The following is a 16,162-nucleotide window of genomic DNA, read 5'->3' as shown; positions in this document are numbered from 1 at the left end:
TTTTCATTGCGGTTTTATATCGCTAGAACAGCTGAACTTCGTCTTGCTCAACCTTCTTTTGATCCTGTTCTAGCTGCGTATCCACTTGCGGATGTTTAAACACATAAGGCGCTAAAAACGCAGTAAAAGGGATAGTAAGCACAATGCCTACACTGCCCGCTAACGCATTCACCACTGCGAGTCCTACCAACGGCATGTTCATAAACTGGCTTGCTGGCATGTTAAGTCCCCACACCATCATGATGGTCGTCAATGAGCCACCAGCAAACGCCAAGATCAAGGTGTTAGTCATGGTACCCATGATGTCTCGACCAATGTTCATCGACGCTCTAACCAACTGCTTTGGTTTGAGTTTCGGGTCGGTTTGTTGCAGCTCCGCGTACGCAGATGCAATCGAAATCGCAACGTCCATAACAGCGCCAAGTGCCGCAACGACAATCGTCACGAACATCAACCAACGGATGCCCATCTTCACCGACGTTAGGTAAATCACGTCTTCGCCTTTGTCGAGGTAAATGCCTGACAAGTGTGCCATTTCGCCAAACCACTGCGCCATTACACCCGCAGCGATTACGCCAAGTAACGTGCCGCCCATGGCGCATAAACTCTTCCGGTTATAGCCAGAAACGAGAATAAAGCTGACCACGATGATCACCACCATCAATAAGATGCTGACCAACATCGGATTCCAACCCGCAAAAATACTCGGCACCAATACGCCAACGATCAAGGCCGCTGTAAAATAGAGCGCGACCATCGAGTTGATGCCCTCTTTCTTGCCAAAACTCAACAACAGCGCGCAAAACAGTGCAAGCATCAGGTAAATAGCGTCTGATCGTTTGTGGTTATACGCCCAATAAACGGTGCCATTGGTAGTTTCGCGGATCATCATGATGAAGGTATCGCCTTCACTGACATACACGTTGTGCTGGCGACTAAGAGGATTGGTGACTTCCACCTCTAAGCCTTCGCTCTCTCCCTCAAGGATTTTTGCCATGAAGACTTGTTTGCCTGTCATCACATCTGGCACGAGCGGATCTGGCGCAACATGGTTTGAAATCGAACGTGTGACGGTCGCTTCAACAAACTCTTGTTGCTGACGAGATTTAGGACGGAAATCTTCACTCCACGAAGAAGAAAACTGAAAGATAAGTGTGGAGATAAGGGTAATCAGTAGGGTGAAACCCCATCGGTTATAGATTCTTTTGATCATGAAGCACTCTTCTACATCACTCACTAAACGGGCTTTGCCTCTGGTGAGTAAAATTAGGCGCGGTAAAGATTACCGCGCCCACATGCAGGATTAATGAGTTGGGTTACAACCTGCGACTTTCTCATCAAGGGTCGCCGCGTCTTTGTTAGGGTTAACAAAGTAACTAGACGAATCATTGATGTTCACAGACTTAACAATCGCTGGGTATTTCGGGTTTTCCAAGTCAATCGAGACACAGATTTCCATGTTCTTCAATTGATCCCACAGCGCTTTGCCTTCGCCCTCACGCAGTGTCGTGATATCACCGCTTGGTAGGTATTGAGTGAATGACCAGTTACCAACGCTACCATTGAAATCTGCCACGTTGATACCTTTGTTCTCTTCAACATACGCCGTCAGCATGTCGCGAATTGCATAAACTTGTTCATTCACTGAGTCGTAGAACACGTCGTCTTTGCTAGCCCAACCAAACTTCTGGATTTGCGAACCAAAACGGTAGCTGTTCATCGCCACTTTGTAAGTCGCGTTTGGATCGAACTGCTCGCCACCAATGCTGGTGATGTTTACGCGGCTACCTTCATTCGTCACCGTGTTGTTTTCATCCAACTCTAGAGACGGTTTGCTTAGGTCCACAGTGAACTCGATATCACCATCGAATTGATCGTACAGGTAAGCTGGCGCGCCTTTCTTAAACGACACCGTAATGTCACCTGGTTGATACTGGTTGAAGTAAGAGTATGACCACTCAATGAAGCGTTTTAGGTTCGCACCTGTCATCTCAACACCAAGCAAGGTGTTATCGTACTTGTACAAGTTGGTCGATTTACCTTTGGTGTACACTTCACCATCGATCAGGTTAGATTGATCAGAGAACAGCGACGCAGCAGACACAACCGCACCATTACCTTCACCGACCGCTTCTTCGATTTTCTGCATTTGGATTTGGTTAATCACGTCCATTAATGGCGTATCAACCACTTTCGCAAGGTGAATCGTCGAGTACAAACGCTCTGCCGTGTAGTTGTAATCCGTCGCAGTCGCTTCATCTGGGAAACCTGTTGCGCTTGGTGTGAAGTCACCCGTGACACGGCCAAGTTCGCGAGTTGCGTCTTCAACCGAGATATCGTGCACATATTGGAATTTCGCTTGCAGCGCTTGCTCTTCTTCCACCTTCTTCGTGCCAATGTTGGTCAATGTGGTGTCTTCCATCGTCCACTTGCCATCGACTTTCTTCAGTTGAATTTCAGCTTTCGCTAGGTAAGCACCCCACTTGCCTGGTTCAATGATTTTCACGCTTTGCGCGCGATTGTCTTGGTTGTATTCGCCAGACTTCGTTTTATCTTCAATCAGCGTATTTTCACCGCCAATGTCTGATGTGGATTTGCTGATTGGTGTAACAGTGCCATCTGCATTCACTTGCTCGATGTAGTTCGCGTGTTCGTGACCCGCTAAGATGACGTCGAATTTATCTGCCATTGCTGACGCGATTTCGTAAACGCCCACACCACCGTCTTCTTGACGACCAAGGTGAAGCGCACCAACAATCACATCTGGATTGTATTCAGACACCAGTTGATCAACCGCTTCTTTGGTTGCATCCAATTCGTTCTCAAACTTCAAGCCTTTAAAGTGATCCGGAGCAGACGCTTCCCAGTTCGGCACGTTCGATGGCGTTAGACCAACGATCGCCACTTTCACACCTTCCACTTCAAACATTTGGAACGCACGAATGTAGTTCACATCGTTACTTTCCCATTTGATGTTTGAAGACAGTACCGCACCATTAAAATGATCGAGGTTGCGATCGACAAACGAACGCTCAAAGTTGAATTCATGGTTGCCTGGTACCCAAACGTCAAAGCCAAGAGAGTTCATGCTCTCGACCACTGGGTGAGTTGGATCATCGTTGAATAGCTGTGCGGAGTTGCCTTGAACCGTATCACCGATATCAATCAGGATCATGTTTGGATGTGCTGCTTTTTGGTCAGCAAGCAAAGTGGCCACACGAGTAATACCCGCGTCATCGTCTTCTGCGTTCAGCGCGTAGTCAAAACCAAACAAGCGACCGTGTAGATCCGATGTTGCTGCGATAGCAATAGTTACTTCATCCGCTTGTGTTGCTTCACCTTTCACAACCACATCTGGCGTGTTGGTTAGTGTTTTACCTTCTGCGACTACAGGGCTGTAATCCGACGGTACCTCTACGTACTTGGTGTCATCGTCGTTACAACCAGCCATTAAGCCGACAACAGCAATGCAGACTAGGCTTCGTTTAAATAAAGTCATCTCAATTCCTTCCAGATTATTTTTTTATATATATTTTCGGAAGGGGCCCTCTTCCCAAAACCTCAAAAAGGATATGGATATTATTTGAAATTTTTGAGAAGCAAACGTTTCAATGCTTATAAACCATGCAACTGAGTTACATTTTTCTTTAAATGTGAACAAAGATCACAATCAAGGGGATGAGAGGAATGGTCAGTGAAAATGCTTTTTGAATCAATATATTGATAAAATCAATAATAGATAATTTGACTAAGCAGCTTCGATCCATTTATCGCGATAGAAAAAAGCTGGCATAGACGCCAGCTTTAGAAAATAGACTACTTGATGTGGTCCCAAGAGATGTTGGAAACGATTCGGCAATCGTCGCACTTAAAGTAGAAGATGTCGTGTAGTGGCTCATCGAGTAACCACTCACCACCACACTTTGGACACTTGCGCGCTTTTTCCGCTTCAAGTGACTCACCACCAACTCGGTATTGGTAGTAATACGTCGGGATCTTAGTGAGGTATTCAATACGACCTCGCAAATCCCAACCTCGGCGGAACAGCACACTGTCAGCATCGCAAATTTCGTGCAATGCCGCGTGTTCTGCACGACACCCGCCAGCCATTTGGATTTCATCACACGCTTGCCATTCGGTTTGCCATTTCACCACTGCTTTGTAGTCACCATTCAGTGTTGCCCCATTGCGGTAAAGCGGAATTGGCAACAGTGTCTCGCCGCTGCGCAGTGGAGAACATGTATGAACATACGTGGTGTAGAGCACTTGCCAGCTTGGTGTTTCTTCTTCCGCCGCTTCTTCTGAGTTCAAATCACGACCCAACATACGCATTTTCGGCGCAAGCAACGACGCTTCCGACAAACGATTCATGCACACTTTGACGAAGTCAGAATGGTAGCGAGGGTGCAAACTGTCTTGCTCTGGGCAAACGACGCGAACATAAAACTCGCCATCACCCATTACGATAGGAAATTCACGACCAAGCACCTGACCGTTGTAGCGCAATGCGTCCATCAGACCATTAATCGCTTTATCTACGGCGCTTACGGTGGTGTTATCAAAACACTCAAACTGCAACTCAACAACGTACATGCTTACACCGCTGCCTCAAGTTTGCTTAGAAACTCGGTCAGTGTTTCAGCCAATACGTCACGTTTATCAGAACCCAAGCGCTCAAGAATGACATTACCGGTTAAGTTACAGATTGAAATCACATCCAGCTCAGCATCAGTCGCAGCAATAAATACCGTCGGCTTTAGTTTTAGGCGACGCTGAGTCACAAGGTGACCAAGAATGTTCTCTTGCAAACGAGTAAAGTCATCGTCACTCCACACTTGCAGCAGTGTCAGTTCATTACCTTGCCAAGTCGCGTCCATATCTGCGCTGTATTGCGAACCGTAGAAAAGCTTAATGTCTTCATGCAACGTCAGCTCAATTGCGTTCTCAACGTTGGTGAAATCTGCCATCTCTTCACGTGGAACCGATTTCCACAAAACGACCTCATCACGTTTCTCTTCTACACACGGAGAAACAAGATCAGCAAGCTCTTCACTGCGTGGCAGTTCGTTGTGTTTGTCTTGCCAAGCTTGTTGGTAGCGCAGGCTAAAGTCCTGTAGAGCCTGAGGAACGGTTTGGGTCATGAAGGTCTCCTGGTTTGTTTTTATCAGGTTGCGGTATCTGCCGGATGGCAATTAATCAGCGGATTCAGTAAAATTCTCGCCATTCTAATCGAAAATGACCACAAAGTATGAGCAAATATTCTGACGCTAAAGAGCTTGCTGGCCTGACTCTGGGTAAAAAGACCGAGTACGCAAACCAATACGACGCAAGCTTGCTGCAACCTGTACCTCGCAGCCTAAACCGTGACGACCTTGAACTTGGCGACAGCCTGCCGTTTATGGGCCACGATATTTGGACGCTGTACGAGCTATCTTGGCTAAACAGCAAAGGCTTGCCTCAAGTTGCGGTTGGCGAAGTGTACATTCCAGCAACCAGCGCAAACTTGATTGAGTCAAAGTCGTTCAAACTGTATTTAAACAGCTACAACCAAACGCGTTTCGCTACTTGGGAAGAAGTGACTGAGCGTTTGACGCAAGACCTATCGGCATGCGCAGGTGAGAAAGTACTTGTGGAAGTAAACCCAGTAACGCATTACACCAATCAACCTATCGTGACGATGGAAGGCGAGTGTATTGACGATCAAGACATCGAAATCACCAGCTACGATTTTGACGCTGCACTGCTTGAAGGTGCGGCTGGTGATGAGCAAGTAGAAGAAATTCTTCACAGCCATCTGCTGAAATCTAACTGTCTGATCACCAACCAGCCAGACTGGGGCAGCGTAGAAATTCGTTACCAAGGCGCTAAGCTTGATCGTGAGAAGTTGCTTCGTTACCTCGTTTCATTCCGTGAGCACAACGAGTTCCACGAGCAATGTGTGGAACGTATTTTCACTGACCTGATGAAGTACTGCCAGCCAACGAAACTGACGGTATTTGCACGTTACACACGTCGTGGTGGTTTGGATATCAACCCTTACCGCTCAACGGAACAAGACAAGCCCGCGCACAATAACCGCATGGCGCGTCAGTAATCTGAGTAGATAATGAAAAGTGCTTGAGTTCCTCACTCAAAAACTAATTGCTTAAATACTCAAAAACGCTCAGCTATCTGTTGGATTGCTGGGCGTTTTTCTCTACTATTGTTTATTCAAAAACACGTAAATTACGACACAGTTCGAGGGAACGAAAAGGATGTTTTGGGACAGTTCGCGTCTATTTAGGCTGATTGGCTTTCTTTGCTTATTGTTAGCACAGCCACTTCACGCGACCATTTTATCTTCCGCTTTGCTTAATGAAGCTCAGCAACTGGCTGAGATCGACCCCGTACAGGCAAAGCAAGCGGCCAAAAACTACCTTTTGCAACGCGAACTGACAGAGCGCCAAGACAACGGCAGCCCTTCTTCAATGTCTCGCGAAGAGACCGACCGAAGCATCCGCACGCCAAGCAGCACGATTGAAGCACACAAAATCATCGCGCAAGCCGACTACACAATGGGCAACATTCGCTCTGCCATCAACAACCTCGATGAAGCAGAACGCCTCGCCAATGAATATCAATTGCCGTACATGAATCTTGATGTGCAACTGATGCGCAACCAAATGATTTGGATGTACGACAAAAACTATGCAGCCGCAGAAGAAAAGCTCGACCAAATCGAAAAACAGATTGAAGAAGCCAATCCAGTATTACAACGCACCGACAGTGTTCGTTATCGCTTGGTCATGCAACGAGCACTATTAGCAGCCAACAGTGGTGACAGCGTTAATGCCGATCGCTTATACACAAAAGCGAAGACCATGCTGGAAGACAACCGTTCTGATCTGACTCTGATTGATTACCACACCGCCGTTGGTGAGTTTTATCTGAATGACAAGAAATACAACCTTGCCCTTTCAGAGCTGCTCTACGGTTACTGGCAATCCATTGAGAGCGATAGCGGCGCACGCCTTGCGAAAGTAAATCGCTTGCTGGCTCGCCTGTTCCAAGAGCGCCGAGTGTATGACAAAGCAATAGAATACCTCTCTCAGGCGGCTGATTATTACGATAGCTACCCAAGTTCACCGATTTTGGCCGACGTGCTAGAACAAATGGGCGACATCTATTTCTACCAAGGCAAGTTTAATCTGGCTTTGGTGCACTACTTCAACGTACTGGACCATGACAGCACCAGTAAAAACATCAACCGCATCATTAAGATTCGTCTGAGCTTAGCGGCCACTTACTTACAGCTCTACAACTATGCATTAGCAGAACAGTACCTAGACCGCTCAACCGATCTATTGGAGTACGCAGACCTACCTCAACTGGAAGCCAAAGCTGCCTTGTTGCAGTCTGGCTTGGCGTACCACCAAAACGACAGTAAAGACGTCATTGAAAACGCCAAACGAGCGCTCGATTTAATTGAAAAAGCCCCAGATGATACTGGCTTTATCAAACAACAATCTTACCGCTTATTGGGTCTGGGCTATGAACAAGCTGGCGAGTACCAACTGTCATTACAAGCGTATAAGAAATACGCCAGCCTAGTGCGCCTAGAACAAAAGCAGCTTAACCAAATCAGTGAAGATGCGTTCCGCCAACAAAAAGAATTTGCCGAGCAAAGTATTCATCACGTAGGCCAAGCTGAGAAATTGGCACAAGTCGAAATGGAGCATCGCAAATTCCAAAAAATCTCGTTTGCGTTGTTCATTACTGTCTTGGTCATGTTCCTGTTCATCATGCGCCGTGGCGTCATCAATCAACGCCAAACCGCTGAGATTGAAAAACTGCGTGATGACCTGTTCACCCACTCCCGTTCTCGCCTGCGTAACCTGCGTATGTTGAATGTGAAGTTGTCCCGCTCATTGAAGAAATCGAGTGACACCTTTGAGCAGTGGCAAATGGGTGAATTGATTCACGAACCTTTGAACGACCGTTTGCGCTTCGTGATGATCGATCTGCCGTTTCTGCGCAGCATGTACGTTCAGCATGGTTACAAAGCTGGTTTAGAGTTAGAGCGTGCTTTTGGTGAGTTCCTAGCAGAACGTATCCAGAAACCGACACGTTTGTACCATTTCTCAGATGCAAACTTGTTATACATAGAGCCAAATGCCGATCGTGACGCATCAGCAGAAGCGACGTTTGAAAAATTCCAAAGCTGGGTAGATGAGTTCGCGGCCAAGCACAACGTCAACCGCATCATCCGAATGGGCATCAGTGACTACCCATTCTTACCACGTGCATACACGGCAATTAACGATGAAGAATTACTCGATCTATTGCTGCTCGCCACACACATTGCGCGTGAAGTCAGCTTAAAAGATAAACACAGTCATTGGGTGTTCTTGAAGGCCATTGATAATGCTCCGGCAGCGAGCTTTGCAACCGATGACATAAGGACTGCCTGCCAACACGCCATCAACCAAGGGCTAATTAAAATTCATTCTTCGTACAAGAATGAGGACGACATCAAAAAAATATTAAAAAACGGATAATTAACCAACGGTTGAGCGTGATCAGTGATGACGCTATAAAGTTTTTTGTTATTATCAAATAATCGTCAGTAGTACATGGACTTAACCGTAGTCACTTCATGGGAATCTTGGAATCCGATATTCAGTCGCAGCTTCATCAGCTGAGTTGTCAACTTGACCAACTCAGGCTGACTCATCGTGATACTTCGCTCAAATTTCAACGTGAGCAGCAAGTTCTTAAGCGAGTTGTGGCATCATTGTCTTCTGCTTGTCAGGGTTCAAACTCTCAAGTAACCAACTACCTGCGCGAAATTCAGCAAGAACTGGAACATCAAAAAGATGTCAGTACGCTGATACCTCGCTTAGCAGTGCTAGAAAGAATGCTCAAACAGCAGTCTAAGGCGATGGAAAAACAAAACGGTTATCTCGACGAACAAATCAAACACAGTGGTGAAACGCTTCAACGTATCACCGGATTGCCTGCGCAGCTAAAACGTGAATTGCGCAATCTGATGAGCTTTTCTGAAGTTCATGCAGGCAAGAAAGTTGACCAAGCCACCAAGCTGCTGAGCATCTACGAGCGCGCGCTCAAGATCATCACTTCCAATTCTCGCCTTAACCTTGGTGAATTAGAACACGGCCCAGATAAGTCCCAACTAGAGTGTCTTGCAAGCGACTTGCAGCACACCATCACCGAACTCGATTTTGAAGGTGAGTCTGGCGACCAACTGTTGGATATCCGAGCTAAGTTGCTGTTGGGGGTTAACGCAGAATCTCTGATCGAACTGACTTTAAATACCCTCAAATTGGTCGTAGAAGCGACTAAATACGAGCGCAAATCATCAGAGCAGTTCTTAGAGCAGTTGAATACCTCACTGTCTAGCAATCTAAAGACGGTTCATCAGAACGTCGACCAGCATCAAACCTACTTTGAACATCGCCAAGAGCTGAACTCAGAGATGACCACTTTGGTTGAACGCAGCCAAGAATCTCTGGAACACGCGCAAGATCTCGAAGAGTTGAAAGGTGAAGTATCACCATTGCTGGCCAAGATGGCTTCTTTGACTGAGCGCTTAAGAATGACCGAAGAGCGCGAACAAGCCCTTCAAGAACGCTTAAGCTACAGCAAGAATCAGCTCGAAGCCGTATTTGAAACGACTCAAGACTACCGTCGCCGCTTGGAAGACCAAGCACAACGTATGCTGCTAGACCCTTTGACGAAGGTATACAACCGTGCCGCCTTCAATGATCGCTTAGAGTTGGAATACCGTCGTTGGATTCGCTCACAACAAAATCTTCGCGTAGTTCTGTTTGATGTTGATAACTTTAAAGCGGTTAACGACAGCTATGGCTACACCGCTGGCGATAAAGCACTCAAGATCATTGCTCGCACCATGAGCAAACGCGTTGCTGATACGGAAACCGTAGCTCGTTTCGGTGGTGAAGAGTTTATCTTACTCATCCCAGAGCAAACGGAAGAGTACACTCTTGAGCTGATGAAAAACATCCAGCGCGACATCAGTAAACTGCCATTTAAGTTCCGTGAACAGAACATCATGATCACCCTAACAGCCGTCTCTACTTGCTTTAAAGAAGCGGACAACCCTGAATACGTATTAGATCGCCTTGCCAATATGCTCAAAGACGCCAAGCAGCGCGGCGGTAATCAGGTGAACTGGGGTTAAAAAGCGTTTAAAAAACAACCAAACAAACGCTTTTTACGTCTTGTTCTGTCATATTGCCTCAAATTTTCAACGGGTTATCACGTTTCTCCTCTTTTAGTCTGCTAAGCTGTTTAAACGCTATAAATCAAAGTCTGCCAACCACTGAGTAGAACGATACGTACAAGCTAAGTAGGTGAGTTGGTTTATTCCCTCAAAAGAACGCATTAGCAAGGAGGCCTTATGATTACCCATATAAGCCCCGCAGGTAGCATGGATCTGCTATCACAACTGGAAGTTGAACGTCTTAAAAAAACCGCATCAAGTGAGCTTTATCTGCTCTACCGTAACTGTACACTTGCGGTCCTCAACTCCGGCAGCCACACAGATAACTCAAAAGAGCTATTAGACAAATACCTTTCGTTCGATGTTAACGTCGTACGTCGTGAGCGCGGTATCAAACTTGAACTAGCCAACCCACCTGAGCACGCATTTGTCGATGGTGAGATCATCAAAGGCATTCAAGAGCACTTGTTCTCGGTTCTCCGTGACATCGTGTATGTCAACATGCACCTCGCGGATAACCAGCGTCTGAACCTCACTAATGCCACTCACATTACCAATCTCGTGTTCGGCATTTTGCGTAATGCTGGTGCACTAACACCGGGCATTGAGCCAAACCTAGTGGTGTGTTGGGGTGGTCACTCGATCAACGCGACCGAATACCAGTACACACGCGAAGTAGGTAACGAACTTGGCCTGCGTGAACTGAACATCTGTACTGGCTGTGGTCCGGGTGCGATGGAAGGCCCAATGAAAGGTGCGGCAATTGGTCACGCGAAACAGCGTTACACAGAACAGCGCTATCTTGGCCTGACAGAGCCTTCAATCATTGCGGCTGAGCCACCAAACCCAATCGTGAACGAACTGGTGATCATGCCAGATATCGAGAAACGTCTCGAAGCCTTCGTTCGTATGGCGCACGGCATCGTTATCTTCCCTGGTGGCCCTGGTACTGCCGAAGAGCTGCTGTACATCTTGGGTATCATGATGCACCCAGAGAATGCTGATCAACCTATGCCGATCGTCTTAACCGGCCCGAAAGAGAGTGAAGCTTACTTCCGCTCTATCGATGCGTTTATTGCCGATACATTGGGTGAAGAAGGTCAGAAGCACTATCAAATCGTGATTGATGACCCAGCGGAAGTGGCGCGCATCATGAAGCGTTCAATGGAAGACGTTCGCCAACATCGTAAAGAGAAAGGCGACGCATACAGCTTTAACTGGTCGTTGAAAATCGAGCCTGAGTTCCAACTGCCGTTTGAACCAACTCATGAGGCAATGGCAAGTCTAGATCTGCATTTGAACCAACAACCGCAAGTACTGGCTGCAAGTCTTCGCCAAGCCTTCTCTGGCATCGTTGCGGGTAACGTCAAAGCGGAAGGGATTCGAGAGATCGAACGCAAAGGTCCATTCACCATCAACGGTGACCCAGTACTGATGACCAAACTCGACAAGCTATTGAAAGACTTCGTAGAGCAACACCGCATGAAACTACCAGGCGGTACTGCTTACGAGCCATGTTACCGTATTGCCCATAAGGAAAATGGTGGTCGATAGATAACTCAGCTTTCGTTACACTAGGGGCATTACGCCCCTTTTTTATTGCTAAGTCATTATGTCTATTCATCTTGTTATCATTGATGCCCTAAACCTGATCCGCCGCGTACACTCAGCGCAACCTGATCCAACTGACATAGCAAGAACCATCACCACTACCGGTAGAACCCTGACTCGCATTCTGTCTGAAGCGCAGCCGACGCACATCATCGCGGTATTCGATCATCACGAACAAGACCGCGGTTGGCGTGCAGAGATCCTTCCAGACTACAAACAAAACCGCAAACCTATGCCAGAACCATTGATGCAAGGCTTAGACGCGATTCAACAAGCGTGGTGGGAACAAGGCATTGATTCACTGCTGTCTGAAGGTGATGAAGCAGACGATCTTGTTGCGACCCTCGCAACCAAGGTCGCGAGTCACGGCGAAAAAGTCACGATTGTCTCGACCGACAAAGGCTACTGCCAACTGCTCTCCCCGACTCTGCAGATCCGAGATTACTTCCAGCACCGCTGGCTAGATGAACCGTTCATCGAAAAAGAGTTTGGCGTAAAACCATCTCAGCTTGCGGATTATTGGGGTTTGACGGGAATCAGCTCAAGCCAAGTTCCGGGCATTCCGGGGGTTGGACCTAAAGCAGCCAAAGAGATCTTAACTCAATTTGAAGACATTGAAGCCGCTTACGCGAGCGAAGAACTGGTAACGAAATATCGTAAGAAGTTTGATGAACATATTGAGTCAGCCCGCTTATGTAAAAAAGTCGCGGCGTTGAAATGCGATATCGAACTCGGCTTTAACCTACAAGACATTCGCTTTACCGGACCAAATAAAGCGCAATAGCAGCCAACTTCAGACATTAAAAAGCGCCTATTGCAGGCGCTTTTTTGCTTCTACTCTATCGTATACTAATGCGTAGATTAGTGCGGAGAGATGTTAGACAGACACTGAATGTGAATCGTGATCTCTTCACGGTCATGGTACAAGTGCTTAGCTTGCAGCTTGAACTTCACCTTGTTCTCAATCAGGAACATTTTTAGGTTTTCAAGATCTTGCAGCACTTCGTCGTAACGACCTTTCATTGGAAGCTTAAGGTTGAAGATCGCTTCTTTCGCCCAACCCTTTAGCAGCCATTGGCCCATAAGGTGCGCAACGCGTGCTGGCTTCTCAACCATGTCACATACAATCCAAGTAACGTTCTTACGGTCTGGTTCAAATTTAAAGCCATCCACCATGTGGTGTTTAATTTGACCCGTTTCCATTAGGCTATCCGCCATCATGCCGTTATCCACACAGTGAACGAACATCGAACGTTTCACCAATTGGTAAGTCCAACCGCCCGGACAAGCACCTAGGTCGACACCCCACATGCCAGGAGCCAAACGCTCATCCCATTCTTCACGAGGAATGAAGACGTGGAATGCTTCTTCTAGTTTCAAAGTAGAACGGCTTGGCGCGTCTGCTGGGAATTTAAGGCGAGGAATACCCATGAAGAACTGCGAGTTGTTGCCCGGGTATGAGTAACCGACGTAACAATGACCCGGAGCCACAAAGCAGATGTGCAGCACAGGCTTCTTCGCGTTGTCTTTGTTCCACATCAGACCTTTACCACGCATCGCTTGACGCATTGGTACCGTGAACTTACGGCAGAACTTCAATAGCTCTTTTGCTTCGTTCGTGTCTGGGGTTTCAATGCGCAGATCGCCACAACGTGGGAATTCTTCGATCTCTGACAGTTCAGCAAGAATTGGGCTGATGCGGTCGTCGCTTGGTAGCGCTTCAAACTCAGCCGCCACAGCAAACATCTGACGTGCAAAAATCAGGGCGCTAAAGTCCAGACCTTTAGCAAGCTTGTCTGCGTCTCCATCTTGGTAACACTCGAAGACAACATAACCTGAGTTTTTCTTCACACGAGGGAAGCCATACACTTCCAACTGTGTCGCTTTGTCCTGAATTTCACCAGCACACTCTTTCTCAAAGCCAGAACGGCAATAGAGCATTAGTTGTTTCACTTGGAGACCTCTTTGATATTAAACGCAGCAAAAAAGAACAGACACCAACCGATCATGAACAAGAATCCTCCCATAGGAGTGATGGGTCCAAACCACTTAATGCCCGTCAGCGCCAGCGCGTAAAGACTGCCGCTAAAACAAAAGATGCCGATGATAAAGCAAATCGCGGCGATGAAAAAATACTTTTGTGCTTTTTGTCCCAAATTCAACAGCAGTAAGATGGCACACAATGCGATAGCTAAAGTATGGATGAATTGGTACAAAACGCCGGTTTCAAACACGCCCAACAAATAAGGGGATAACTTAGCTTTCAAACCGTGCGCTGCAAATGCACCTAACGCCACCGAGGTTAAGCCAGAAAGACCAGTAAACGAGAGTAACCACTTACTTTTCACGGTACACCTCTATAATAAATGCCGCTAACTGCTCTACCGTCGAGGTAATGTTGCCTGCTTCTGTGTAACCAGAGCTCTTACGTGGCTTAAAGCTGTGGTCACCATCGGGCAAAAAGCGCACTTTCACTTGCTCTGACAACGCAAAACCATCGAACTCTTCGCGCTTGCCGAATGTATCGCGCTCACCTTGTAGAATTAAGGTTGGCTTTTCAATGTTGGCCAGATGTTCGCCTTTGTATTTCTCTGGTTTGCCCGGAGGGTGAAAAGGAAAACCTAAACAGGCAATACCCGCCACCAGCTCATTATCGGCAAGCAAGCTCGACATGCGACCACCCATCGATTTGCCACCAATAACAATAGGTTGAGAAGCAAAGTGAGTGATCACTTCTTCATAAGCTTCCAGAAGCTTTGGCGCACGATCGGGCGGACGCTTCTTGCCATCTTCCGCTCGCTTAACCATGTAAGGGAAATTAAAACGCACCACGCGTATGCCCTGCTCAACTAATCCTTTGGCAACGGCAGACATGAAATCGTGTTCCATGCCTGCACCAGCACCATGAGCAAAAACAAATAGCGGTCCGTTTTCAGGTCCCTCAACTATCCAATGGCTCATCCAATACTTCCTCTTGTTCTTTTCTTGCAGTGGCCAACATCCAATCCCTAAACGTTGCGATACGTCCCATGTCCGCTTGCTGTTCGTGACACACTACATAGAAGGCATTCTTCGACACCAACACCTCATCAAATGGCGCAATTAAGCGTCCCGCTTCCATTTCAGGTTTGGCTAATACGTTGTTCCCTAGTGCTACACCTTGTCCGTGCGCAGCCGCTTGAAGCACCATGGTCGAGTGGCTGAAAATAGGACCATGATTTACATTGATACCTTCAATATTGTGCTGACGAGCAAACTGCTTCCAATCTTTACGAGAGGTGTCATGTAACAAGGTATGCAATTTAAGGTCACTTAGAGATTCTAATGGTTTGTTACCTAAAAGTAACGAAGGTGAACAAAGTGGGATCAAAAACTCTTGGTAGAGTTTATCGGCACGCAAACCAGGCCAATTACCGCGACCATAATAGATAGCCACATCAACATCATCGGTCAGTGAACCTTCGTCCATATCTACCGCTTTAATACGTACATCAATGTCCGGTTCTTGCGCGTTAAAATCAGCCAAGCGCGGAACCAACCACTGAATAGCAAAGCTTGGTGGCAAACTGATGGTCAATGCACCTTTTTCACTACGTTCCAATACCTTATCGGTCGCTTCTGCAATCGAAGTGAAGATATCTTTAATGTCTAGGAAGTAACTTTGCCCTTCTTCGGTAAGCAAGAGAGAGCGATTTCGGCGACGGAAAAGCTTCAAAGATAAGAACTCTTCTAACGCTTTTATTTGGTGACTTACTGCCGCTTGGGTAACGAATAGCTCTTCAGCAGCACGGGTAAAACTGAGATGACGAGCAGCCGCTTCAAAAACGCGAAGCGAATTCAACGGAGGCAATCTGCGAGACATTATGGGACCTCAAGTAGGATTAGTTTTTTTTATCTGAAACATTATAAAATGTCCGTTGCCGAACAGCCAGATAAATTCTATATTTCATCCCGCAACACGAGCCTGAACGGCTTGATTCCATTTGTGAATCAATTGGCTTCGTTGTTGCGATGTTGTGTTTGCAAACTCGTATTTCGAGTTAGGTAGATTTCTACCATATGTTTTGTCCACACTCCCTGTGACAAAACAGATACTTCCTGTATTTATTTTGACCTGTCTGTCAAATTTCTTGCACCGCCTTATTAGGCGGTGTTTTTTTATCTAAAAAATCTCACCTTCTTCTTCCTTCAGAAAATGGCATCAGCATCACTTTTGCGTTCTCATTTCGGATTAATTATCGTTATATCAATACAAATTCCGAAGGATGCGATTGAGGTCAATCTTATCACTTCACAAAGAATAATTTT

Annotated in this window: 13 protein-coding genes; 5 read left to right on the top strand and 8 right to left on the bottom strand. The window is 46.7% G+C overall.

The genetic code is table 11. The annotated features are described in order from the left end of the window. Positions 1–22: 22 nt before the first annotated feature. The 4 genes from VCHENC03_RS15470 to syd form a co-directional block, all read right to left on the bottom strand. On the bottom strand, positions 23–1,213 hold the full coding sequence (locus VCHENC03_RS15470; RefSeq protein ID WP_009705637.1) for a YibE/F family protein: 1,191 nt from the start codon (positions 1,211–1,213) through the stop codon (positions 23–25). 90 nt (positions 1,214–1,303) lie between these two features. Next, complete coding sequence (locus tag VCHENC03_RS15475; protein WP_009705636.1) at positions 1,304–3,499, bottom strand: bifunctional metallophosphatase/5'-nucleotidase; 2,196 nt, start codon at positions 3,497–3,499, stop codon at positions 1,304–1,306. A 317-nt stretch (positions 3,500–3,816) separates the two neighbouring features. After that, positions 3,817–4,593 carry a Zn-ribbon-containing protein gene (locus VCHENC03_RS15480; RefSeq protein ID WP_009705635.1) on the bottom strand — a complete coding sequence of 259 codons (777 nt, stop codon included), beginning with the start codon at positions 4,591–4,593 and terminating at the stop codon, positions 3,817–3,819. A 2-nt stretch (positions 4,594–4,595) separates the two neighbouring features. Then, entirely contained in the window at positions 4,596–5,141 is a 546-nt protein-coding gene (gene syd / locus VCHENC03_RS15485; RefSeq protein WP_005440129.1) for a SecY-interacting protein, read from the bottom strand. 107 nt (positions 5,142–5,248) lie between these two features. Between syd and queF the strand changes: the two genes are divergently transcribed. The 5 genes from queF to xni all read left to right on the top strand — a co-directional run bounded on the left by queF (position 5,249) and on the right by xni (position 12,638). After that, the gene (queF, locus tag VCHENC03_RS15490; protein WP_009705634.1) at positions 5,249–6,094 is read left to right on the top strand and encodes an NADPH-dependent 7-cyano-7-deazaguanine reductase QueF; all 846 of its coding nucleotides are present in this window, start codon (positions 5,249–5,251) and stop codon (positions 6,092–6,094) included. 160 nt (positions 6,095–6,254) lie between these two features. Next, positions 6,255–8,537: a tetratricopeptide repeat protein gene (locus tag VCHENC03_RS15495; RefSeq protein WP_009705633.1), complete on the top strand. Its 2,283-nt coding sequence runs from the start codon at positions 6,255–6,257 to the stop codon at positions 8,535–8,537. Positions 8,538–8,635: 98 nt separating this feature from the next. Continuing rightward, entirely contained in the window at positions 8,636–10,201 is a 1,566-nt protein-coding gene (locus tag VCHENC03_RS15500) for a GGDEF domain-containing protein (RefSeq protein ID WP_009705632.1), read from the top strand. Between the two features lie 219 nt (positions 10,202–10,420). Further along, the gene (gene ppnN / locus VCHENC03_RS15505; protein ID WP_009705631.1) at positions 10,421–11,797 is read left to right on the top strand and encodes a nucleotide 5'-monophosphate nucleosidase PpnN; all 1,377 of its coding nucleotides are present in this window, start codon (positions 10,421–10,423) and stop codon (positions 11,795–11,797) included. 58 nt (positions 11,798–11,855) lie between these two features. Then, the gene (xni, locus tag VCHENC03_RS15510; RefSeq protein ID WP_009705630.1) at positions 11,856–12,638 is read left to right on the top strand and encodes a flap endonuclease Xni; all 783 of its coding nucleotides are present in this window, start codon (positions 11,856–11,858) and stop codon (positions 12,636–12,638) included. A gap of 77 nt (positions 12,639–12,715) precedes the next feature. Here the strand turns inward: xni and rlmM are convergent, their stop codons facing one another. Genes rlmM through VCHENC03_RS15530 form a run of 4 tightly spaced genes read right to left on the bottom strand, consistent with a single transcriptional unit; the run spans position 12,716 to position 15,716 of the window. Then, positions 12,716–13,807 carry a 23S rRNA (cytidine(2498)-2'-O)-methyltransferase RlmM gene (gene rlmM / locus VCHENC03_RS15515; protein ID WP_020196461.1) on the bottom strand — a complete coding sequence of 364 codons (1,092 nt, stop codon included), beginning with the start codon at positions 13,805–13,807 and terminating at the stop codon, positions 12,716–12,718. Next, complete coding sequence (locus VCHENC03_RS15520) at positions 13,804–14,202, bottom strand: DUF423 domain-containing protein (RefSeq protein WP_005440144.1); 399 nt, start codon at positions 14,200–14,202, stop codon at positions 13,804–13,806. Before VCHENC03_RS15520 ends, rlmM begins: the two co-directional genes overlap by 4 nt. Then, positions 14,192–14,815: an alpha/beta family hydrolase gene (locus VCHENC03_RS15525; protein WP_009705629.1), complete on the bottom strand. Its 624-nt coding sequence runs from the start codon at positions 14,813–14,815 to the stop codon at positions 14,192–14,194. Before VCHENC03_RS15525 ends, VCHENC03_RS15520 begins: the two co-directional genes overlap by 11 nt. Further along, positions 14,796–15,716 carry a transcriptional regulator GcvA gene (locus VCHENC03_RS15530; RefSeq protein ID WP_009705628.1) on the bottom strand — a complete coding sequence of 307 codons (921 nt, stop codon included), beginning with the start codon at positions 15,714–15,716 and terminating at the stop codon, positions 14,796–14,798. The genes VCHENC03_RS15525 and VCHENC03_RS15530 overlap by 20 nt, the downstream gene beginning before the upstream one ends. Positions 15,717–16,162 lie beyond the last annotated feature (446 nt).

Origin of the sequence: Vibrio sp. HENC-03 (assembly GCF_000305755.2) — a bacterium.
Lineage (GTDB): Bacteria > Pseudomonadota > Gammaproteobacteria > Enterobacterales > Vibrionaceae > Vibrio > Vibrio owensii.
This window is presented reverse-complemented; position numbering and strand designations above follow the sequence as displayed.

Coding starts and splice junctions, on each gene's coding strand:
- VCHENC03_RS15470 (WP_009705637.1), bottom strand. CDS start 1,213: ATGATCAAAAGAATCTATAACCGATGGGGTTTCACCCTACTGATTACC.
- VCHENC03_RS15475 (WP_009705636.1), bottom strand. CDS start 3,499: ATGACTTTATTTAAACGAAGCCTAGTCTGCATTGCTGTTGTCGGCTTA.
- VCHENC03_RS15480 (WP_009705635.1), bottom strand. CDS start 4,593: ATGTACGTTGTTGAGTTGCAGTTTGAGTGTTTTGATAACACCACCGTA.
- syd (WP_005440129.1), bottom strand. CDS start 5,141: ATGACCCAAACCGTTCCTCAGGCTCTACAGGACTTTAGCCTGCGCTAC.
- queF (WP_009705634.1), top strand. CDS start 5,249: ATGAGCAAATATTCTGACGCTAAAGAGCTTGCTGGCCTGACTCTGGGT.
- VCHENC03_RS15495 (WP_009705633.1), top strand. CDS start 6,255: ATGTTTTGGGACAGTTCGCGTCTATTTAGGCTGATTGGCTTTCTTTGC.
- VCHENC03_RS15500 (WP_009705632.1), top strand. CDS start 8,636: ATGGGAATCTTGGAATCCGATATTCAGTCGCAGCTTCATCAGCTGAGT.
- ppnN (WP_009705631.1), top strand. CDS start 10,421: ATGATTACCCATATAAGCCCCGCAGGTAGCATGGATCTGCTATCACAA.
- xni (WP_009705630.1), top strand. CDS start 11,856: ATGTCTATTCATCTTGTTATCATTGATGCCCTAAACCTGATCCGCCGC.
- VCHENC03_RS15525 (WP_009705629.1), bottom strand. CDS start 14,815: ATGAGCCATTGGATAGTTGAGGGACCTGAAAACGGACCGCTATTTGTT.
- VCHENC03_RS15530 (WP_009705628.1), bottom strand. CDS start 15,716: ATGTCTCGCAGATTGCCTCCGTTGAATTCGCTTCGCGTTTTTGAAGCG.